General features: G+C 39.3%; 21 protein-coding genes. 14 read left to right on the top strand and 7 right to left on the bottom strand.

All coding sequences use genetic code 11. The annotated features are described in order from the left end of the window. Positions 1-14: 14 nt before the first annotated feature. The 5 genes from L6494_RS20445 to mdh all read left to right on the top strand — a co-directional run bounded on the left by L6494_RS20445 (position 15) and on the right by mdh (position 4076). Complete coding sequence (locus L6494_RS20445; RefSeq protein ID WP_237989609.1) at positions 15-878, top strand: DNA-formamidopyrimidine glycosylase; 864 nt, start codon at positions 15-17, stop codon at positions 876-878. 105 nt (positions 879-983) lie between these two features. Continuing rightward, positions 984-1229, top strand: a complete 246-nt coding sequence (locus L6494_RS20450) for a hypothetical protein (protein WP_237988609.1) — start codon at positions 984-986, stop codon at positions 1227-1229. A gap of 2 nt (positions 1230-1231) precedes the next feature. Continuing rightward, entirely contained in the window at positions 1232-2524 is a 1293-nt protein-coding gene (locus L6494_RS20455) for a hypothetical protein (RefSeq protein ID WP_237989459.1), read from the top strand. Positions 2525-2690: 166 nt separating this feature from the next. Next, positions 2691-2906, top strand: a complete 216-nt coding sequence (locus L6494_RS20460) for an NAD(P)H-quinone oxidoreductase subunit O (RefSeq protein ID WP_237989610.1) — start codon at positions 2691-2693, stop codon at positions 2904-2906. 186 nt (positions 2907-3092) lie between these two features. Beyond that, positions 3093-4076, top strand: a complete 984-nt coding sequence (mdh, locus tag L6494_RS20465) for a malate dehydrogenase (protein ID WP_237989611.1) — start codon at positions 3093-3095, stop codon at positions 4074-4076. 156 nt (positions 4077-4232) lie between these two features. On the opposite strand, the gene L6494_RS20470 is transcribed toward mdh, so the two are convergent. Next, the gene (locus tag L6494_RS20470) at positions 4233-4487 is read right to left on the bottom strand and encodes a hypothetical protein (RefSeq protein ID WP_237989612.1); all 255 of its coding nucleotides are present in this window, start codon (positions 4485-4487) and stop codon (positions 4233-4235) included. Positions 4488-4921: 434 nt separating this feature from the next. On the opposite strand from L6494_RS20470, the gene L6494_RS20475 reads away from it, so the two are divergent. The 4 genes from L6494_RS20475 to L6494_RS20490 all read left to right on the top strand — a co-directional run bounded on the left by L6494_RS20475 (position 4922) and on the right by L6494_RS20490 (position 10189). Beyond that, positions 4922-5590 carry a hypothetical protein gene (locus tag L6494_RS20475; protein WP_237989613.1) on the top strand — a complete coding sequence of 223 codons (669 nt, stop codon included), beginning with the start codon at positions 4922-4924 and terminating at the stop codon, positions 5588-5590. Between the two features lie 123 nt (positions 5591-5713). Further along, positions 5714-7510, top strand: a complete 1797-nt coding sequence (locus tag L6494_RS20480) for a hypothetical protein (protein ID WP_237989614.1) — start codon at positions 5714-5716, stop codon at positions 7508-7510. Between the two features lie 103 nt (positions 7511-7613). Continuing rightward, positions 7614-9068 (top strand): DUF1802 family protein, encoded by a 1455-nt coding sequence (locus L6494_RS20485; protein WP_237989615.1) that lies wholly within the window; start codon positions 7614-7616, stop codon positions 9066-9068. Between the two features lie 461 nt (positions 9069-9529). After that, a complete protein-coding gene (locus tag L6494_RS20490) occupies positions 9530-10189 on the top strand; it encodes a Nif11-like leader peptide family natural product precursor (protein WP_237989616.1) in 660 nt (219 codons plus the stop codon). Between the two features lie 243 nt (positions 10190-10432). Here L6494_RS20490 and L6494_RS20495 read toward each other — a convergent pair whose 3' ends face one another. The 3 genes from L6494_RS20495 to L6494_RS20505 form a co-directional block, all read right to left on the bottom strand. Next, complete coding sequence (locus L6494_RS20495) at positions 10433-12019, bottom strand: glucose-6-phosphate isomerase (protein ID WP_237989617.1); 1587 nt, start codon at positions 12017-12019, stop codon at positions 10433-10435. Between the two features lie 103 nt (positions 12020-12122). Further along, positions 12123-12380: a cytotoxic translational repressor of toxin-antitoxin stability system gene (locus tag L6494_RS20500; protein ID WP_237989618.1), complete on the bottom strand. Its 258-nt coding sequence runs from the start codon at positions 12378-12380 to the stop codon at positions 12123-12125. 101 nt (positions 12381-12481) lie between these two features. Further along, entirely contained in the window at positions 12482-12679 is a 198-nt protein-coding gene (locus L6494_RS20505; protein ID WP_237989619.1) for a hypothetical protein, read from the bottom strand. A gap of 191 nt (positions 12680-12870) precedes the next feature. On the opposite strand from L6494_RS20505, the gene L6494_RS20510 reads away from it, so the two are divergent. From L6494_RS20510 to L6494_RS20520, 3 genes are all read left to right on the top strand, one after another. After that, the gene (locus tag L6494_RS20510) at positions 12871-14004 is read left to right on the top strand and encodes a branched-chain amino acid ABC transporter permease (protein ID WP_237989620.1); all 1134 of its coding nucleotides are present in this window, start codon (positions 12871-12873) and stop codon (positions 14002-14004) included. After that, entirely contained in the window at positions 13994-14776 is a 783-nt protein-coding gene (locus L6494_RS20515; protein ID WP_237989621.1) for an ABC transporter ATP-binding protein, read from the top strand. Before L6494_RS20510 ends, L6494_RS20515 begins: the two co-directional genes overlap by 11 nt. A 393-nt stretch (positions 14777-15169) precedes the next feature. Then, on the top strand, positions 15170-15946 hold the full coding sequence (locus L6494_RS20520) for a hypothetical protein (RefSeq protein ID WP_237989622.1): 777 nt from the start codon (positions 15170-15172) through the stop codon (positions 15944-15946). Between the two features lie 300 nt (positions 15947-16246). On the opposite strand, the gene L6494_RS20525 is transcribed toward L6494_RS20520, so the two are convergent. Both L6494_RS20525 and L6494_RS20530 read right to left on the bottom strand, forming a co-directional pair. Then, entirely contained in the window at positions 16247-16828 is a 582-nt protein-coding gene (locus L6494_RS20525) for a DUF2087 domain-containing protein (RefSeq protein WP_237989623.1), read from the bottom strand. Between the two features lie 401 nt (positions 16829-17229). Further along, complete coding sequence (locus tag L6494_RS20530; RefSeq protein ID WP_237989624.1) at positions 17230-17385, bottom strand: hypothetical protein; 156 nt, start codon at positions 17383-17385, stop codon at positions 17230-17232. Between the two features lie 71 nt (positions 17386-17456). Between L6494_RS20530 and L6494_RS20535 the strand changes: the two genes are divergently transcribed. Both L6494_RS20535 and L6494_RS20540 read left to right on the top strand, forming a co-directional pair. Beyond that, positions 17457-18680, top strand: a complete 1224-nt coding sequence (locus L6494_RS20535; RefSeq protein ID WP_237989625.1) for an RNA-guided endonuclease InsQ/TnpB family protein — start codon at positions 17457-17459, stop codon at positions 18678-18680. Positions 18681-18768: 88 nt separating this feature from the next. Next, entirely contained in the window at positions 18769-19458 is a 690-nt protein-coding gene (locus L6494_RS20540; protein WP_237989626.1) for a Uma2 family endonuclease, read from the top strand. A 178-nt stretch (positions 19459-19636) separates the two neighbouring features. On the opposite strand, the gene L6494_RS20545 is transcribed toward L6494_RS20540, so the two are convergent. Beyond that, positions 19637-20923, bottom strand: a complete 1287-nt coding sequence (locus tag L6494_RS20545) for a glutamyl-tRNA reductase (RefSeq protein ID WP_237989627.1) — start codon at positions 20921-20923, stop codon at positions 19637-19639. Positions 20924-20962 lie beyond the last annotated feature (39 nt).

Below are 20962 nucleotides of genomic sequence, written 5' to 3' on the forward strand. Positions count from 1 at the left end.
CTAAATCAGTTTAAATGCCTGAACTGCCTGAAGTCGAAACAGTCCGTCGGGGTCTAAATCAATTGACTCTGAATTGGCAAATTACGGGTGGAGATGTGTTGCTAAATCGCACCATCGCCCACCCTTTTTCTGTAGATGAGTTTGTAAATGCGATCGCAGGTAAAACTATAATTAATTGGCAGCGTCGCGGTAAGTATCTCCTCTGTGAACTCTCTCAACCCCTCCCTGCTTCCTCATCCTCCCCTTCTGGTGGTTGGCTAGGGGTTCATTTGCGAATGACTGGTCAGCTACTATGGGTAAAGCCCGATGAACCATTGCACAAGCACACACGGGTAAGAATATTCTTTGGAGATGAACAGGAATTGCGATTTGTTGATCAGCGCACTTTTGGTCAAATGTGGTGGGTGCAGCCGGGAGTAGCTGTAGAAAGTGTCATCACTGGGTTAGGTAAACTTGCAGCTGATCCCTTTTCGCCGGAGTTTACTGTTGAGTATTTAGCCGATAAGTTGCACAATCGCCGTCGTCCGATTAAGACTGCACTATTAGATCAGTCGGTGGTGGCTGGGTTGGGTAATATTTATGCTGATGAAGCATTATTTAAGAGTGGGATATTGCCTGAAACGCTGTGTGCAGATTTAAAGTTAAGGCAAATTGAGCCTTTGCGAACCGCAATTATTCAAGTGCTGGAAACCAGTATTGCGGCTGGCGGAACGACTTTTAGTAATTTCCTCAACGTTAAGGGTATTAATGGTAACTATGGCGGTGTCGCCTGGGTTTACAATCGTGCGGGAGAACCCTGTAGAGTTTGTGGTGAAGTCATTCAGCGAATTAAGTTAGGGGGAAGATCCAGTCATTTTTGCCCCCAGTGTCAGTATTAAGGGTGTAGGGGTGTAGGGGTAGGGTGTTGACTTTGGGTATCTTATGATGATATTTCTTCATACAGGATAGACACCTAAAAATATCAAATTGAGGTTGGGTGGTTAATGAATAAATTAAAAAGTTCCTCCAGCCGATTAATTCGTCTGTTTAAACAAAGTAGAGAGAATTGGAAAGAGATAGCCCTTGAGAGACAAAAAAAGCTCAGAGCATTAGAAGTAAAAGTTAGGGATTTATTGCTCTCAAGAGAGAATTGGAAAACACGGGCGATGAAAGCAGAAAAAGAACTACGTATCCTTCATACCAATTTGGTTGATGGACAAAAAAAGGGGAAGAAAATTCCGAAAAAATAGAGATGGTGGCAGCGTTCGGGCATCAATATAGCGTTCAAACAGTACAAAAAGCCATACAACAAAGCATTGATTCTGGAAGTAGCTTACGAGGAGTTGAGAATAACTTGAAGTGGGAAGCATCGGCGGAGGAAGTAAAAACTCCCTGCTTCAGTAGTGTGAGAAGTTGGTTAGGAAGAATTGGTTTATATGAACTACAACGAGCCAAAGAATACCGAAGTGATTGGGTTTTTATTATAGACCTAACAGTAGAATTAGGAAAGCAAAAGTGTTTGGTGGTTTTGGGAGTATCTCAACAATACTTAGAATCGGAAGTTTTCCCATCAAAAAGAGGATTAAAACACCATGATGTTCAAGTATTAGCACTGGAAATCATGGATTCGACCAGAGGAGAATTGATTGAACAAAAGCTTTGTGAACTAACTACTAAAGTGGGCTGCCCAGTACAAATAATAGCAGATCATGGTAGTGACATTGAAAAAGGAATTAAGCTTTACATACAAAAATATCCAGATGTAGTTTATACGTATGATGTAACTCATGCAATGGCTTTATTACTCAAACATGAGCTAGCTAATTCCGAAAAATATCAATCTTTTATTCAAAAATGTAATCAGTGTCGGCATCAACTTCAACAAACCGAATTAGCCTTTATATCTCCACCATCGCAACGCTCTCAATGTCGTTATTTCAATGTAGAGAAGTTGATTAATTGGGCAGAGAAACTGTTGAAATGTCCAATTGAGACTTTATTAAAATTAGCAGAAACTTCTGACCCGGACATTTTCAATCAAAAATTAATTATGAAGTTTGGATGGTTAAAAGATTATCAAGAAGACATCCGGATTTGGAGTCAAATGGTGATGATGACCAGAGCCTTAGAAATTCAACTTAAACAAAACGGTATTAATCAAGAATCTCTAGCTGAATTCCAGTTAAAAAACAATTCAACATTTCTGGATATAACTTTCCCACAAAATATTTGGTTATATATAAAAACTGAAATCGAACAGATTCCCAAGGATAAAACTTTTTTGGCAGCTTCTGATATCATTGAATCTATTTTTGGTAAATACAAACATTTTTCCTCTAGATGCCCTCTCAAACAGATAGGTCAGATGATTTTAAGCATTTGTTTATGTACGATGAATTTGACCACATCTGTGGTTAAACAGGCATTAGAAAATGTTCGCTATATAGACCTTAAGGATTGGTCATCTCAAGTTTTTGGTCAGTCCATGCTCTCGAAAAGAAAAATCGTATTTTCGACCTTAGATAACGACGCAGAATTTGTATGAACTTTTTTTAATGCTTTTCCTACAAAGTCAACACCCTAGTGTAGGGGTGTAGGGGTGTAGGGGTTTAGGGGAAGCAAAAGAAGGGAGACAAGGGAACAATTCTTACCCAGTCCCCAATCCCCTATAATCCTCTTTAAAAGGGTGTCAAAACTTTAAAGGGGAAATTATGCCGGTAAAAAAAGGAAATATGGTGCGGGCTATCCGCGAGAAGCTGGAAAATAGTGTGGAGGCTAAAGCTAGTGATACTCGCTTTCCGGCTTATTTGTTTGAAACTAAAGGTGAAATTGTAGATATTAAGGGTGATTATGCTCTGGTGATGTTTGGACAAGTACCGACACCCAATATTTGGTTACGTTTGGATCAACTCGAAGCATTGGAATAGCGGCTAGTAGTCTATCAAGTTAGTTTTGACGGTTCGTAGTAAGGACTTTAGTCTTTACTACAAACTTGTTTATCGGACTTGATTTCGCCCATCCTACATAGGAGACTATCTTACTTAAGCTACTGGCGATCGCAACACTAGCTGTTAACCTGGTTTATGTACAGGTTGCAGTTTTTACTTGAGTTTATGTTGTCTCCTTTAGACTCCCCAATTTTATATCGTCTACCTCGTGTCTCTATCATCGGTGCTGGTAAGGTTGGTAGTACCTTAGCTCAACGCATTGCTGAGAAAAATCTCGCAGATGTGGTTTTATTAGATATTGTTGAGGGAATGCCCCAAGGTTTAGCACTGGATTTATTAGAAGCTAGGGGTCTGGAATTACATAATCGTGAGATTATCGGTACAAATAATTATGCTGATACGGCTGGTTCGCAAATTGTGGTGATTACCGCCGGACTTCCCCGCAAATCAGGGATGAGTCGGGATGATTTGCTGAAGACCAATGCCAAAATTGTTGTTGAAGCAGCCAAAAGTGCGATCGCCTATTCTCCTAATGCTATTTTTATCGTAGTCACCAATCCCTTGGATGTGATGACTTATTTAGCCTGGGAAGCGACGGGTTTACCTCGGAATAGAATTATGGGGATGGCTGGGGTGTTGGACTCGGCACGATTTGAAACTTTTATCGCCTTGGAGTTGGGGGTTTTACCTGCTGATGTCAAGGCGATGGTTTTAGGTAGTCACGGCGATTTGATGCTTCCTTTATCTCGTCACGCCACTGTTAACGGTATCCCTATCACGGAATTATTGGATACAGAAACAATTGAACGTTTGGTGGAGAGAACCCGCAATGGCGGCGCGGAAATTGTGGAATTGATGCAGACGGGTAGCGCATTTTTTACCCCAGCTTCGGCTACTAGTGTGATGGTGGAATCAATTTTATTGAATCAGTCGCGGTTGTTACCTGCCGCGACATATCTGCAAGGTGAATATGGTTTAAAAGATGTGGTGATTGGTGTTCCCTGTCGCTTGGGTTTTGGTGGAATTGAGAGTGTTTTGGAATTGAATTTGAGTGAGAGTGAAAAAGCAGCTTTGCAGATTGCGGCTCAATCTGTACGGAAAAATATTCAGCGATCGCAAGAAATTTTAGCTGCTATAAGTTCGATTTAAAAATAGAAAAATATTGGGTGAATATAATTCGCTACTACACAAACAAAGTCCGCCTGCGCGGACTAATGAAAAATTAGGGGTTTTGTCTGTGTAGCCGTGAGTTATGTTCGCCAAGGAAAGTAATAAATCGCGTCTTTACAATATGAATCAATATGGTTATTCGTCGTCCTCATCGTAGCGGTCTCTGCGGGAACGGCGGACGTTGCCATCATCTTCCTCTTCATCCTCATCATCATCACGGTCTTCACGGGAGCGGCGGACATTGCCATATTCGTCTTCATCTTCATAGCGGTCTTCGCTGTCTCGTCTTCCCCTGCGTCCCCGTTCCCGATACTCTCCTTCTTCCTGACGTTCTTCGCGCCTTGAGCCACTGATAAAATCCTGAGCTTTCCGTAAAAAATCGCCTACCATAATCTCTTCCTCGCTGAAATATAGCAAGTAGGTTTTTCAAAAGTTTGTATTTACCCTTTGTTATGATGAGCCGATTTTTCTAGTCTTCCGTCCCGCTTTTGAAAGACATTGCGATCGCTCCCCAGGAATAGACTTTTGGTTGGGTTATATGTGCAGAGAAATTATTAGCGATCGCAAGAAATTTTGGTGATGAAATAATAATTTCACATAAAATTTTCTGTTGCTTTAGTACGATAAGTCAGAAAAAATACTTAAATAAGATATCTCAATAATGTATTTTAAATATCTATATGTGATTCTTGAATATTGCTTTATTTATTGAAAATAATAGCCTTTTTGCTAAAATGCTAAGAAATTTTTCAATGCCACTTAAGTAGAGTGTGTAGGAAAAGTGCATTATATTATTGTAATAATCAGTTAAATAGGCTACACACATGGGTTCAGTCAAAGATAGTTTACAGACTGCTAAAACTAAAACTCGTCTTCTGCTAGCTTTGTGGGATTTGGGGGGAACGCAGCAAGAAGTGAAGAAAGGCCAACTCAACAAGCGTATTTTATCGAAGGGCAAGAAAATAGCAGACTATCAGAGCCTATTTGAAGAACTACAGAAACAAGGGACGATATCAATTTCAAAAACTGGATACTCTCTGACATCTCCCCAGGGTTTAGAGTTTCTGGGTGAGGGTTTGAGAAGTGGTGAGTTTAAGTTTGATGGGACTATTGTTGGTACTTGGGCGGCGAATGCGTTAGTGAAGTGGATTAGCCAAATTGATGCTGTGGTAGTCAGCACATCTGCACCAGTTAATGGAAAGAGTGCGATCGCTTCTTATGACGAGTTTAAGTCAGTGGTGTTGGAAGTCTACGACAAGTTAAACCAGAACCATAGCTTTGATGATTTAGTGCCAATTTATCGTATTAGGAGACAACTAGGCGATCAGGTGAGTCGAGATAAGTTCAATGAATGGCTACTAAAAATGCAAGAGAACGATATTTTACAGCTTCAAGGTGGTAGCTTGTCAGACAGTGACGCAGACAAAATTGAAGACTCCATAACTACTCCAATAAGTGGGTTACGTTGCTATGCGAAACGATTAAATTCATAAACTTATTCTCGGATTACTTCTCACAAATACTTAAAACTACTTCAATTTCGCATAGTGAGAAATAGTGAGAAGTACAAAATTTAGCATCCAAAATCTAACACCTAAAAACCTCGCCCTAGATCCATGCCTAATGAGAACGAACTGATTAATGTGATTCAAAACTATAACCCATTTGACAGACCTTTAGTAGTGAGAAGCCAAGATATCTGGGTTACAGGTTTTCCTGATGTTCCCTCCTTAAATGCTCATGCTTCAGATGCTATTTTTGATGCTATTGAAAGAGTTCGCACCAAACAGCAACCAGTTATAGGTATTACTATCAAAGCTGAGAGAGGTTTAGGAAAAAGCCATCTTATTAGTCGAATTCGCCACCAGCTTCAGGTTGATGGTAGTGCTTTATTTGTATACACGAGTGAGATTAATGACTTAAATCGAATTAAAGGTGAATTCTTACGAAACTTAGCAAATAGTCTGAAGCAGATCGGTAGCCAAGGGGTGAGTCAGTGGCGGGAATTAGCAACTGCTATTTTTAATGAAACTTACAACAAAACCTACACACCAGAGGAGTTAGTTAGGCACTTTTCGGAAGTCCTTAAAGTAAATCCTAAAGTAGTTGAACATTGGACAGATAGAATTTTAGGAATCAAGTATGACATCGAGAATCCTGACATTATCGCAGCAATTTTATGGACACTTTCCTCTAATCCATCTGAGGAACGTTTCGCTATAAACTGGCTTGCAGGTCAAGAATTACCGCAGTCAAGGGCTGAAGCACTGGGTCTAGCTAACTCTAGCGCACAGGATAGAGAAGCCCAAGCTTTTAGCACAGTTCGTCAAATCCTAGATTTAATTAGTGATTACAAACCTATCATCATGTGTTTTGATGAATTGGAAAGTATCCTAATGTGTAATGATGCAGGATTCACAGCATCACAAGTTGCTGCTATTTTAGCGAAAGACTTATATGACAAAATTAAACGGGGTGTTTTTCTAACAACTATGTTTCCTCAAACGTGGAATGATCAAATAAGAGCTTTACGAGAAGCAGAATCAGTCACCGATCGAATTGCTCAAAAGAGTATTGAATTAACTTATCTCAAATCTGATGATGTCATTGTCTTGGTTTCTCAATGGTTGAAAGACTTTTATGAACAACGTGGCGTAACACCACCTAATTCACTTTATCCCTTTGAAGAGGAGAAACTAAGAGAACTTGGTAAAGAAAGACCGATGGTTAGAAAGGTTTTACAGTGGTGTGCAGAAAATTGGAGTCTAACACCACTACCGCCGAAAGATCCAGTAGAATCTGCTTACAGTAAGGAATTAGTCTACCTTGAAAGCAACATACAAGATGATTTTCAGAATAAAAATAAACTTTCTAAAGCTCTACAATTCAGCTTTTCTACTTTAGTTGGACAAAATATTGAAAAAGTTTATATTAAGGATATTACAGAAGTTAAAGCTCGTAGTGTAGATCAGGGATATATTGATTTCAAAATCATTGGTGATGAAAATGGCAGTGTTGTAAAAATTGGAGTAGCTGTGCTTGAAGGAGTTAGTGGGAGATTTCTTCAAGCTGGATTAAAACGCCTAATTGAATACCAAGACTTCGATTTAACTCGCGGCTGTTTAGTCCGGGCTAAAAAAGTTGGCAGTGGTACTAAAGCAAAACAGTATTTAGACGAACTCCTATCAAGTAAATTAGGTGGTGAATGGGTGTTATTGAAGCGTGAAGAAATAAAACCGCTTTTAGCAATTTATTCTGTTTTCGATGCTCGTAATGATTATCAAGTAACTGAAGAACAAATAAATCATTTTCTATCCAGAACTCGAATAGTTATTGATAATAACTTGATCCATGAAATTCTTAGTGATCCATCAGGAGAAGTTCCTAAAGATGCTATTGATGAAGATAGCTAAAATAATATCTACATATAACATATGCTATTGAAAACAAACCAACTAAAATCTGTAATTATAGATTTTAGTTGTTATAAATACAACATTTTGATTTCTAGCAATAATGAGTAATTCTGCTGTAATTAATACTGCACTTTGTTTACCTGCTCCAGACATAGAAGCTCTATGTCAAGGACGAATAATTGTAGCAATATGTAAAAATTATATTCTCCCTGCTCGTCAATTTGCTCTTTATCCAACGGATACTTCAACTAATCAGCTTCCAGTTGAGCAATACTACCACTCAAATTTCTTATCAATTGCCAAAAATGCTTTTGATAAACTATGCAATGACAATATTCCTATAAAAGCATGGGCGAGGTGTAAACTTTGCAAAGAAATAGAACCTGATACTGAATCATTAGCGGCTTTATCACGGCTAACAATTTGGACAACAGAAGCTTTACGTGAAAGACTGACACAAAATCATATTTTTTTGGCTTACCTGCAAGTTTATTACTTGCCTACATTAATACAACTCTCTATCAAAGTAAACAGCCAGTTTATCCATCTAGGAAGGTCTATAACTATTGTTGAAGAAACACCAGTATTAAATGAACATAGCTTTTACAAACGCCAATACCAATTAGAAAATCGACATCAACCACAGCATCCTCAATTAGAATATTTACAGAGTTTAATTACACAGGTTGCTAGTGTTAACCCAATAGCTGAACAATTAAATCAAGATATAACATCATTTTTAGGTTGGTCTATAAAAAAAGTTAGCCTACACACTGATCCTGATTTACAGTGGATTCAAACAATAGCAGATGTGGGGAATTCTTCTGATGGTGATACGTTTGAGAAAAGAGTCCGTCAGAGTTTAATTAAACTTGGTTTTTATAACAACAACAGTAACCCAAAAACTAGTCTTGATCCAAATTCTACTGGTGGTGCAGGCGGGTTAGATTTTTATTGTGAATCTCCTTATCCCATAGTTGGTGAATGTAAAGCTACCAAAAGTGAAAAGATACCTGATGGTACAGCAGCACAGCTTGTTAAGTTAGGGTATAAACATTTACAACGAAAATATAACCGTTGCATTAAGATAATTATGGCTGCTGGTGAATTAACAGAAGATGCTGAGTTAACAGCTAATGGAAATGAAATGAATGTGATTCGTCCAGAAACTTTGCAACGATTGGTTGAATTGAAAGTAAAACACCCAGGTTCTATAAATTTAATGGATTTGAAACCATGTCTAGAGCAAGAACCATTTGGTGGAGCTGCTGACACTAAAATAAACGGCTACATTGACAATATTTGGCTAAGTATTCAGTTGAGAGAGCATATAGTAAAGTTAATTAAGAATGCTGATAGACAAGTTGGTATTGAATATATTAATGGTGCTTATGATGCTTCTAATCCGCCTAAGATAATGTTAAATATTCAAGAAATGCACGAAATTTTGATAGAACTGTCATCACCATTAACAGGCTACCTAGGAAGAATTAAAGGTAGTGATTGGAGAAGCGATCGCTTTTACTACCTCCGCGACTTACCAATTCAATCATGATAGCGTAGCGTGTGTATATCTGTCGTTAATTCCTAAGTAAATAACGCGATGTGCGACTTATTCTTGAAACCCCTCTCCAAACCTCTCCCCTACAAGACTACCGTGTACACACAAGTCTGATCACCTTGTCCTAGTCTTGATCTAAATTTTAGATTAAGAAAAATAACAAGATAAAGCGATCGCGCTTACTAAAACAGCATAATTTCACTGGTTTTTATATTAAGAAAAGTAACGATATAAAATGAGCGATCGCTACATTGCAGTGGAGGTCATCGCCTAACTTTAGTATGTAAGTAATTTTAACTACTAGTTTTTTCAATTACGTTTATACGGTACTTATACCCTGTGTTCTTGAATTTACAAAAACTTTTTAATTCGTACTGTCGAAGAACCAAGCATATACTTATTACACTGGTATTTCAGCATACTTTTGATGAAGTAAAGTAAAGGGCAAATGAATTATGTATTACCAAATTTGGAATTTCTTTTTAAAAGATGATGAATATATTTCCTGGAAAGAAAAATTAAAACTTAACAATATTTACAGTAACTTTACATGGCAAAAAATCAATGATTTCTTTAGATTTGTCGAGAATAATTTCGTCTTAAAGCATCAATTAGGAGAAACACAAAACCTAGAGCAATTTATTAACGTAGTAACCGAGAATGGCTACAATTTAAGCGCAGAACAACTGGCTTGGTTTCTCGTTACCAGAAAGCAGATTTGGGAGTTTTTTGATTTAGCACAAAAAACACTAGGTATAAAAGATGAATTGCTATCAGCTAAAAATCCCCAGCAGTTTGTTCATATTGCTGCTAATTATGGTTATTACTTTACTGTAAATGAGTTAGCTTGGCTGTTAACTGAAATCAAGTCATCACCTGAATTAGTACCCATTAATAACAGCGTTGGGGAAATTGATACTGTCTCAAACTACGGCAAAGTTGAAGTAGGATACTGGATTTGGTTGGCGGAAGAATGGGGACTGGTTGCGCCATTTTGTCATAGAGATCCGCCCCTAGATTTCCTATCTCAATATAGTGATAATCCTTTTTTACCAGATCGCTGTTTTTTACCCAAGAGCTACTTTAAGCAACATTTTATTAGTCAAAGTAAATAGTAACTGTCAGCAAAAGCCCCTACTCTATTCTGTAATTCATTCCTTATAGCCAATAACTATCAGGACTAAAGTCCTTACTACAAACTTGAATTTATGTACTCCTAGCTACTTAAGTTTTGTGTTGTATAGCAATTCTCAAACCTTTGTAAACAGTCAAGAACCCCGCCTTCTTTAAGAAAGCGGGGTTCTTGTTAAAAAGTGTAAAATACTTAGTCTTTTGACTTTCACATGGCGGTAGATTTATTAGCCAAGAGAAATTTTTAAAGTGCTGGGTTGTGCAGGATTTCCCTGGAATACTACACCGCGTTGATTGGCTTCCAAGTGACGCAGAATCTTGTAAATAGCTTCCACATCATCAGCAACGCCCGCCTTCTCAGCAATTTGTTCTAAAGAGAGGGGTGTTTTTTCTGTTTGCAGTAATCCTACTACTTTGGCTTGCAGATCCAAAATGGCAGCCGCCGCTTTTTTACCGGCTTCTACCCCTGGTTGGTGGTAAGCGTTAACGTTCACCAAACTAGCATATAAGCCAACAGCCCGTTCATACAAGGCAACTAATGCGCCTACAGTCCGGCCATTAACTTGGGGAATAGAAACTGTAATAGAATCGCGCTGATTTTCGTAAAGGGCTTGGCGAGTTCCTTGCAGAAAACCAGAGAGATAATCGCCAGACGTAACACCCGGATCGATTTCTGGAGATGCGCCGTTGCGGTCTTCTAAAACTTCGATGAGGGTAGCAAAGAAATTGGGTACACCTTCACGCAACTGCTGCACGTAAGCGTGTTGGTCAGTTGAACCCTTGTTACCATAAACGGCAATACCTTGATAAACAGTATTCCCGTCTAAGTCTTTTTCTTTACCCAAGGATTCCATCACTAGCTGTTGTAAATAACGACTGAACAACAGCAGACTGTCCTTGTAGGGTAAGACAACCATGTCTTTTTCACCCTTACCGTTACCAGCAAAATACCAAGACAACGCTAGCAACGCCGCCGGGTTGTTTTTCACATCAGGGACGCGGGTAGCGTCATCCATTTCTTTTGCACCCTCTAGCATGGTGCGGACATCAATACCTTGTAATGCGGCGGGAACTAACCCGACAGTAGACATTTCCGAGGTACGTCCGCCCACCCAATCATACATAGGGAATCTAGCCAGCCAGCCTTCAGCCTTAGCTAATTTGTCTAGATTGCTATCAGCACTAGTAATAGCTACTGCATATTGAGCAAAGTCTAAATTTTGTCCAGCGTAGGCTCTTTTGACTTCAATCATGCCATTACGGGGTTCTGGTGTCCCTCCAGACTTGGAGATAACTAGTACCAACGTGCTAGCAAGATGATTTCTGAGTTGAGTGAGAACCCGATCAATGCCGGCAGGATCGGTATTGTCAATAAAATGAATTTTTAGGGGTGGAAATTCCGGGGCGAGGGCTTCAGCCACAAATTGAGGGCCGAGAGCAGAACCACCAATCCCAATGGAAATAATATCTGTGAAGCGGCTGGCTTTGGGTGGATGAACAGCACCTGTATGAACTTTTTCCGCAAAGGCTTCCAGTTGTTCTAAACTTTGAACAATTTCTTGTGTAAGTTCTGGAGTAGGAGCTAAATCTGGATTTCGCAACCAGTAGTGTCCCACCATGCGGTTCTCGTCGGGATTAGCGATCGCTCCCTTCTCTAATTCAGCCATATCCGCAAACGCTTTGTCAAACTTCGGCAGCAACGACTTCACGAAGGCATCATCAAAACGCATCCGACTAACATCTAGATACAGTCCTAATCCCTCGTGGAAATATAACCAATCTTGGTATCGTTGCCAAAGTGCCTTCGCATCCATAGGGAGTTCTCTAGTAAAGTGTCCTTCAACTCAAGTTTAATGTAACGGTAGACGCATCCCTGCTTTGCCTTATACAGTTTTAAGTCTTGAGAAACTCCCGACACTAAACATCTGGCATAGGTATGACCCGAAGAAATTTGACAATATCTCCCCTAATCTCTATGCCAACCAAATAATCATCTATAGTAAACCGATGAAAAATCCCTTCATCATCAAGCTGTCGGAGTTCTGGCAGAGAATGCAAAGTCCGCTTTTCGGCAAACTCAAAAAATACGAAATCATATACTCGCTGATAGGCAGCAGGTTCTAAATTTTTCAGGTCTACTAAAAAAGACCTGGCATAGCGCATTTCCAGATTCACTGAGTTCACCTTAGTAGGGGTGTAGGGGTGTAAGGGTGTAGGGGTGTAGGGGTAAGATTTTTATACCAATACCCTACTCCCCAGTCCCCAATCCCCAATCTTTAGACAAACATCAACATCCTGACGGCTTCATCATGGGTTAAGATATCCCACGGTTGCTGCGATCGCTTGACTTGTTGTATTGCTTTTAGCATATAAAAGTCACAATGCAATGCGTGTGTACAATTCCAAACGCTGTCGAGTTCTTCGTCCCCTAACTGCTCAATTAAGTGATGGATTCTAATTCTTAGCAAGTTCATCTATCGTTTATATAAACCAAAACACAAAGGTATTGTTCCCACAAATCTCTAACGGTTAACGGCAATATTAGGTGACAGGTGACAGGTGACAGGTGACAGGTGACAGGTGACAGGTGATAGTTTATCCGTAGGTAGATTAATTTTGAATTTTGAATTTTGAATTTTGAATTCGGAGCGCAGCGACGTGACCAATGATTGAATATATTATTTTTCTCGCAATTTCTACAGCAACCTTTGCCCTGTTTAGTTTAGGACTCAATTTACAGTGGGGTTTTACAGGGTTAATTAACTTTGGTCATATCGCTTTTATGACTTTGGGTGCTTACACCACAGTATTGTTAAGTTTTCAAGGTGTGCCTTTATTAATATCAGCCTTGATTGGGGGAGTTGTGGCAGCTTTATTAGGTTTACTTATAGGTTTGGCAACTCTGCGCCTGCGTGAAGATTATTTGGCGATTGTCACAATTGGCACGGGGGAATTGATTCGCTTAGTAGTCAATAACCAAGAGTTACCTGTAGGTGATGCCTGGGTATCTGGGGCTTTTGGTGTCCAGAGTTATCCCATACCTCTATCGACATCACCAAATTTGTTCTTTCGTTTGGGGATGATTGGTGTACTGACGCTACTGTTTGCAATTACTGTGTTTTCGTTGTGGCGGTGGATTCGGACTGCTAAAAAACCACAAATTACTGATTCAGGTTACAGAGTCGGTAATAAACAAGAATTTACTTCGCGGTTGGTGGTGGGAAGCATCTTAGGCTTATTGGCAGGCGCGATTTATATTTCTGGGGTAATCACACTGTATAACTACATCCCCAAAGCGGGTTTAATGTTGTTATCGCTGGTAGTTTTGGCGTTTGTATTCTGGCGGTTGGAATATTTAGTGCGATCGCCTTGGGGTAGAATTCTCAAAGCCATTCGTGAAGATGAAGAAATACCCAAAGCAATGGGTAAAAATGTCTTTTGGTACAAGTTACAATCCTTAATGCTAGGTGGTGCGATCGCAGGTGTCGCTGGTGCTTTCTTCGCTTGGCAAATCAGCGCGATTTATCCTGATAATTTCCAGCCACAACTGACTTTTGACTCGTGGATTATGGTCATTCTCGGCGGTTCTGGTAACAATATTGGCACAATCTTAGGCGCAGTCATTTACTTTGCCTACGATGCCATTACGCGGGAAGTCTTACCCCAAATTATTCCCCTTGATGCCGCACGTCTGGGTGCATTCCGCATCATGGTAATCGGTTTTATTTTGATGGTGCTAATGATTTGGCGGCCTCAAGGTATCTTAGGGAAAAAGGAGGAACTCACTCTTGGTAAATAACCAATCATCCCCACTTCCCTTATTAGCAGCTACTGGACTTTGCAAAAGCTTTGGCGGTATCCAAGCTGTCAGCGAAGCCCAAATAGAAGTCGCGAAAGGCAGCATCACCGGCTTGATTGGCCCCAATGGTGCTGGCAAAACTACTTTATTTAACTTACTCTCAAACTTCATCCATCCAGATAAAGGACGTGTGATTTTTGACGGCGAACCCATCCAAAACCTGCAATCCCACCAAATCGCCCAGCAGGGACTAGTACGGACTTTTCAGGTAGCCCGCACACTCTCGCGGTTGTCAGTGTTAGAAAATATGCTGCTAGCAGCCCAAAAACAAACAGGCGAGAATTTTTGGCAGGTGCAGTTACAACCCCAGGTAGTCGCCAACGAAGAGAAGCAATTAAAAGAAAGAGCAATGATGGTGCTGGAATCTGTGGGTTTAGCGCAAAAAGCCTACGAATATGCTGGTGGTTTGTCTGGTGGACAACGCAAACTGCTAGAAATGGGTAGGGCGTTGATGACTGATCCCAAGTTGATTTTGTTAGATGAACCAGCAGCAGGAGTTAACCCTAGATTAATTGATGATATATGCGATCGCATTCTCAATTGGAATCGTCGAGATGGCATGACCTTTCTAATTATTGAACACAATATGGATGTAATTATGTCCTTGTGCGATCGCGTTTGGGTGCTAGCTGAAGGACAGAATTTAGCTGATGGCACACCCGCAGAAATTCAAAACAATTCTCAAGTGTTGGAAGCCTATTTAGGGCAATAATTTTTTAAACTCATAGTTTTGTGGTTAGTGGTACAAGGGTACATCCCATTTTTTATTATTTTCTCAGAATAAAATATGCCCAAAAGATATCTATAAATAAGACTCCGCCATCAAAATTATTTTGCTTTTTGGGAATTTTAAAAAATGGGATGCTCCTGTGATAGTATTAATAGCAGAATATTACCGAATAAACCTCAATTTACTACTATATGTAAGTTTTCATAAGCTTTTAATATACGCTTAGGTAAGTTATTATTGCACGAGTTTCTCCCATTTGGGGAGTAATTATCTTGGAAATTTTCCACCTCAAACTTAAATTTCAAGTGTGAAGTTTTTTGACAAATCAAGCTGAGTTTTTATTAGTAAGCGTTATCTAAACATTGATATAGAATTATGGGAAAAAGATGGAACTTTGAATTAAATGATCAGAACCATACGTTAATAGTTGAAAGCGATTTTTGGGAGAGACGTTTATTCTATTTTGATGGATGTTTACTTTACAAAGAATCTTTCATGAAATCCTACAAAAAGCGTTGGAAACAGCAATGGGAAGGTGAAATAGAGATATATAGTTTTAAAGATAAAGATGGTAATGAGTTTTCTATTAGAGAAGAAGGTCGCTGGACTCCTAAAATAAAGCTGTATATTAATGGAGAAAATGCTGATCTGAAAACTAGCTTTTATCATCCTCGATATATACAAAATAAGTCTAGATATATTCCCGAAAAACATAATAATGAGCCTAAAATTTCAAATAAAAATGATATTTTCAAGGATATAGGTGTACCGTTTTTCAAGGATATACTTATACCATTTTTTACCCTTTTGATAGGTGGTGGTGGTATTATTGGTTTAATCAAAGGTTTTCAAGAGTTAACTCGCCCAACAACTACAACTAATTCACAACAAGCTACAGAAAGGCCTAAAGGGAATACTTCAGGATGTAGTCTTCAATCTGGAGCATATAAAGCTATTGTTACAAGGGATAAAGGTCTGGGATTACGTGCAAAACCACTAGATAACGAAACTATTATAAAACGTATCAAAATTAATCAAGAAATAATTGTTTTAAGAAAAAATCAGGATGGGAATTGGCTATATGTTTGTCTAAACGGAACTACAACAAGAGGCTGGATAATAGGAGAACATACAAAAAAAATACAGCAATAAAGTGATTTTAAGATGATGCTTTTCGTTAACTTAAACACGAGATAATACTAGTATTCTATAGTGATGCTTCTCATGAAAATAATTAATCGGACTTAGATAAAAACTTCCTAGAAAATCCCCTCAAATGTATATGCAGAGAGACTTTGATATCAGTTTTCCTAGTTTTTTTATATATCTGGGTTTCAAGCATTTTTTTAGCTTTTGATGTATTTTTCTTACCCTGTAAGGGTTTGAGGCTTTTTAATGCCTCAAAAATGTTTAAGTCACGCTAATGGATAATTTTTTATCCAATTCTCCATTTCAAATACGCCAATAAACCCCATTGTCTCGCTGCATTAACTGGTAGCCAATCAACTCCCGTCGCAAGGTTGCATAGTCAGGATGGTAGGGTTTGAGAATGTCATTTACCTCACGTTCTGAGTAGTTAATACCCAAGTCAAATTTGTTGGCTAACCACTTGAGAATCACTAACCGCTTTTTACGACTAGCCGGAATCTCTTTGAGGCATTGTACTATATTTGTACTATTAATATCTACCTCTAAGTAGTTTTTCAAAACTTTGTTCTCCCAGGCTTCAGTATCAACACCCTCTATCCAAGAAGCCATTTGCTCAGGTGTGAAAATTTCCTTACTGATACTTTGCAATACTTCCCTATCTAACTGGTATATACGACTGTTACCTTCCGGGCGCATTGTCACCAGATTTAACTCTTTGAGTTTTGCCAAATGATGGGAAACTGTAGGCTCTTTTAGTTGCATGAGTGCTGCCAATTCTTCGACGCTGCACTCTTGATTGGCTAAGATTCCTATAATCTTCAATCGACTCTCGTCAGCCAAAGCTTTGAAAAATTGCAATAGGGTCTTAAATTGCTCTTGTTTCATAATTTGTTAGAATTAATTCGATCGTAATCTAATTAGACCTAAATCGAATTACTGATGCGGTTCTCATCTGATGCAGTGCTTGTACTGCTTTGGTAAATTTTGAATTAATGTTAATTTTGCGATTTGTTCCGCGAAAAGTTGATATTTCTTAAGTTGTTCTTTACATTTAGCTATGTTGAGATTTTCCCCACGCAGGAAGAGAGTGCTTATTATTAATAGCAAGCGATCACCTGAGCTTTGATATGCTCTGGTTAATCTGGCGATCGCTTAATTTTTATAGTACATAATTACCATTAATTGCTAATAAAGGTTATAAGGGGTAGGTTGAAAACCCCTGAGAAACAGCAACGCAGTTGCGTATTTCGTGCTTTAGACAGGGGATGAAAACCACGAGTAAGGCTTTAGCCTTCAGCGAGATTTAGTTTTTTAGGCTCTGGTAAAGAATCAATCCAATCATCAACAAGACTACTGATAGTCTTGTCTGACTGAGCAGCTAATAGAGTCAACTTGTGATACCTGCGGTCAGTTAGTCTTACATTTAATCTTTTTGTTTTCATTTGTCTCCCATTGGCTACCTATTCATGGTATCATCTTTAAAAATAAAGCAACGTAAGGAGGTGATTAATTAGTGCTGGTATTAGAGTATAAAATCAAGGGTACAAAATTACAGTATCAAGCAATAAATGAAGCTATTAGAACTACACAGTTCATTAGAAATAAAGCCATTAAATACTGGATGGATGCGCCAAGAGAAGACAATATTAATAAGGTTGCTCTCAATAATTACTCAACAGCACTACGGAAGGAATTTAAGTTTGTAGAAGAACTAAATTCAATGGCTTGCCAATCTGCAACAGAGAGAGCATGGTCATCTATTGATAGGTTCTACAGTAATTGCAAATCAAAGACCCCAGGCAAAAAAGGATATCCACGTTTTCAGAAAGACAATCGTTCCGTTGAATATAAGACTTCTGGATGGTCACTACATCCCACTAAACGACGTATTACTTTTACCGATAAAAAAGGTATTGGTGAAGTAAAGTTACTTGGTAAATGGGATATTCACACTTACCCAGTCAAGTTAATTAAACGGGTAAGGTTAGTCAAAAAAGCTGATGGGTACTATTGCCAATTTTCAATTAAAACCGAACCATTAAGTGAGTCAAGAATTGCTAATGGTGAAGTGGGTTTAGATGTTGGTTTAGAATTTTTCTACTCTGATTCCAATGGACATCATGAACCTAATCCCAGGTTCTTGAGAAAAGCAGAAAAATCAATTAAACACGCCGGGCGTCAGATTTATAAAAAAGAAAAAGGTAAAAACGAACGACGGAAAGCTAGACAAAGATATGCTCGAAAACACTTAAAAGTAAGTAGACAACGGAGTGAACACGCTAAGAGAATAGCGCGTAACGTATGCAAGGCTAACGCCTTAGTAGTCTACGAAGATTTAAGGGTTAAGAACATGGTGAAAAATCATTGTCTTGCTAAATCAATTAATGATGTTAGCTGGGGATTGTTTCGTCATTGGTTAGAATATTTTTCGGCTAAATTCAACACAAAAACTATTGCTGTCAACCCAAAAATGACATCACAAAAATGTAGTGATTGTGGCGCAATTGTTAAAAAATCTCTTTCAACTCGTACTCATAAATGTAATTGTGGATGTGAGCTACAAAGAGATGTCAACGCTGCAAAAAATATTCTGAATCTTGCCTACGGCACGCTACGCGATGCAAAAGCTAGGGATTGGCAATCCCAAAGTAACGCTACTGGACTAGCAACCTCTACTCTACTTGGGGAAACCCTGGTTGAGCAAGTGGCTAGGGTGAAAGTAGAATCCCCTCTCTAGCGAGACGCTTGCGCGAACGGCTTTAGCCAGGGGAGTGTCAACTCAACAACTAAACTAGGAAAAAGACCAAGAGTAGAGGCGTAGCGTTATGGTAATCACTCCCAATACCGCAGCTGAGGTCATCTACCCCGAAAGCGACGGACAACCAATGGCCGATAATACCAAGCAATTTCGCTGGATAGTAACTATTAAAGAAAATTTAGAAATTTTATTTGCAGCGCATCCAGATGTTTTCATCGCTGGAGATTTATTTTGGTATCCAGTGGAAGGCAACCCCAACATTAAACAAGCACCTGATACTCTAGTAGTATTTGACAGGCCAAAGGGAGATAGAGGTTCTTACAAACAGTGGGAAGAAGATAACATTCCCCCACAAGTGGTATTTGAAATCTTATCTCCTGGGAATAAAACCAAAGAAATGGCCAAAAAACTCCTATTTTATCAACGCTATGGAGTTGAAGAATATTATATTTACGACCCAGATGACAATGAACTCACTGGGTTTGTGCGTTCAGAAGATTGGTTTCAGGAAATTAACGAGCTTCAAGGTTGGATAAGTCCCCGTTTGGGAATACGCTTGGAAATAACTCCCGAAACTCTAGAGATATATCGTCCTGACGGGGAGAAATTTCTTACACCCGTTGAACTTGACCAATTACGGATGCAAGAACGTCAAGCCAAAGAAGCCGCGTTGCAGCAACTTGAGCAAGAACGCCAAAAATACCAAGATTTATTGACTCGATTACAAGAGAGAGGTATAAATCTAGACCAAATTTAACAAAGTGTAGGGGATTAAGTCCCCGGCTTCTATCAAGCCGCAAGTGTTGTGGCGGGGTTTAAATCCCCGTTACAACACGTAATTGCGTAAAGCCTGCGGCATAGCTGCGCTTAGAGCGGAGCGGGGCGTTAGCCCATTGCGAATTGGTTTAATTCTCCTATCCCCCTACACTCCTAATTTAACTAAATTGCTCACCTACATCTAGGTTGAATAACATCTGTAGGGTTTGCATACAGCGTCTTCTAGCTTCGACATCTTGCTGCGCCCGTAATTGCACCATCGGATCATGTAAAATTTTATTCACAATCCCTCGTGTTAAAGCTTCTATTACTTCTTGATGCTTGTCGCCAAATTCCGAACCTAATCTTGATAAAGCTTTTTCTAATTCTTGTTCGCGGATAGTTTCAATTTTACTCCGCAGAGAGCTAATTGTGGAGACAGTTTCTAAACTGCGCCACCAAATATCAAAAGCATCAACTTCTTCTTCTAATAGCCGTTCTGCTTCTTGAGCCATTTTTCTCCGGCTTTCATAGTTTTGGGCGACAACTGCCTTTAAATCATCGACATTAAAGGCTTGTACATGAGACAGTTCATTTACGTCTGTATGGACATTACGTGGCACGGAAATATCAAATAACATCAGAGGTTGGTTAGGAGCTAAAACCATCTCTAATTTAGCTCTATCAAGTATTGGCTCTGTTGCAGAAGTGCTAGTAAATACTATATGACTCTCGGAAATTACTTGCATCATATCCGGGAGCAAGTGTGTGCGAATAGGCTGATCAGAAAACTGCTGTGCCAATTCTTGAGCGCGATCGCGGGAGCGATTGACAATACTAATTTGCGTAGCACCTTTAGAAATCAGGTGTTGTACCAACAGCCGTGACATCTTACCAGCACCGAGAATTGCCACTCGACAGCCAGCTAAATTATCAGCTTTGATTTGTGCTAATTCCACAGCAGCCGAACTAATAGAAACTGCACCAGTACCAATACTCGTTTCCGTGCGGACACGCTTACCAGCTGTCAGTGCTTGTTTAAATAATCGATTCAAAATTGTTTTTATACCATTATATTGCTGCCCCAGTTTGTGAGTATTTTTCACCTGAGCCAGAATTTGTCCTTCTCCGAGGACTAAGCTATCTAAGCCAGCAGCTACACGCATGACGTGCATCACAGCATCTTCATGCAGCAGAACAAATAAGTGTTGTCGTAAAGAATTTACAGGTAATTTGCTGTGTTCTGAAAGAAACTGAGTAACTTCCCGGATACCATGCTCAGTTTCCGCCGCCACAATGTAGATTTCTAGGCGGTTACAAGTGCTAAGGATAGCAACTTCATCAATATGGGGATAGCTGGTTAAGTGTGCGATCGCACTTTCTGTTTGTGGTTCTGGAATACTCAGCTTTTCCCGAATTTCAACTGGGGCTGTTTTATGGCTTAACCCCACCACTGCAATATTCATTTCTTATCGGTAATTAGTAATGGGTTATTTAATGATTGG

Origin of the sequence: Nostoc sp. UHCC 0870, from assembly GCF_022063185.1 — a bacterium.
Lineage (GTDB): Bacteria > Cyanobacteriota > Cyanobacteriia > Cyanobacteriales > Nostocaceae > Trichormus.

Excerpts from the sequence above, each read along its gene's own strand:
- L6494_RS20480 (WP_237989614.1), top strand. The coding sequence starts at position 5,714 with ATGCCTAATGAGAACGAACTGATTAATGTGATTCAAAACTATAACCCA.
- L6494_RS20460 (WP_237989610.1), top strand. The coding sequence starts at position 2,691 with ATGCCGGTAAAAAAAGGAAATATGGTGCGGGCTATCCGCGAGAAGCTG.
- mdh (WP_237989611.1), top strand. The coding sequence starts at position 3,093 with ATGTTGTCTCCTTTAGACTCCCCAATTTTATATCGTCTACCTCGTGTC.
- L6494_RS20545 (WP_237989627.1), bottom strand. The coding sequence starts at position 20,923 with ATGAATATTGCAGTGGTGGGGTTAAGCCATAAAACAGCCCCAGTTGAA.
- L6494_RS20510 (WP_237989620.1), top strand. The coding sequence starts at position 12,871 with ATGATTGAATATATTATTTTTCTCGCAATTTCTACAGCAACCTTTGCC.
- L6494_RS20475 (WP_237989613.1), top strand. The coding sequence starts at position 4,922 with ATGGGTTCAGTCAAAGATAGTTTACAGACTGCTAAAACTAAAACTCGT.
- L6494_RS20525 (WP_237989623.1), bottom strand. The coding sequence starts at position 16,828 with ATGAAACAAGAGCAATTTAAGACCCTATTGCAATTTTTCAAAGCTTTG.
- L6494_RS20505 (WP_237989619.1), bottom strand. The coding sequence starts at position 12,679 with ATGAACTTGCTAAGAATTAGAATCCATCACTTAATTGAGCAGTTAGGG.
- L6494_RS20485 (WP_237989615.1), top strand. The coding sequence starts at position 7,614 with ATGAGTAATTCTGCTGTAATTAATACTGCACTTTGTTTACCTGCTCCA.
- L6494_RS20495 (WP_237989617.1), bottom strand. The coding sequence starts at position 12,019 with ATGGATGCGAAGGCACTTTGGCAACGATACCAAGATTGGTTATATTTC.
- L6494_RS20540 (WP_237989626.1), top strand. The coding sequence starts at position 18,769 with ATGGTAATCACTCCCAATACCGCAGCTGAGGTCATCTACCCCGAAAGC.
- L6494_RS20455 (WP_237989459.1), top strand. The coding sequence starts at position 1,232 with ATGGTGGCAGCGTTCGGGCATCAATATAGCGTTCAAACAGTACAAAAA.
- L6494_RS20490 (WP_237989616.1), top strand. The coding sequence starts at position 9,530 with ATGTATTACCAAATTTGGAATTTCTTTTTAAAAGATGATGAATATATT.
- L6494_RS20470 (WP_237989612.1), bottom strand. The coding sequence starts at position 4,487 with ATGGTAGGCGATTTTTTACGGAAAGCTCAGGATTTTATCAGTGGCTCA.
- L6494_RS20520 (WP_237989622.1), top strand. The coding sequence starts at position 15,170 with ATGGGAAAAAGATGGAACTTTGAATTAAATGATCAGAACCATACGTTA.
- L6494_RS20445 (WP_237989609.1), top strand. The coding sequence starts at position 15 with ATGCCTGAACTGCCTGAAGTCGAAACAGTCCGTCGGGGTCTAAATCAA.
- L6494_RS20450 (WP_237988609.1), top strand. The coding sequence starts at position 984 with ATGAATAAATTAAAAAGTTCCTCCAGCCGATTAATTCGTCTGTTTAAA.
- L6494_RS20530 (WP_237989624.1), bottom strand. The coding sequence starts at position 17,385 with ATGAAAACAAAAAGATTAAATGTAAGACTAACTGACCGCAGGTATCAC.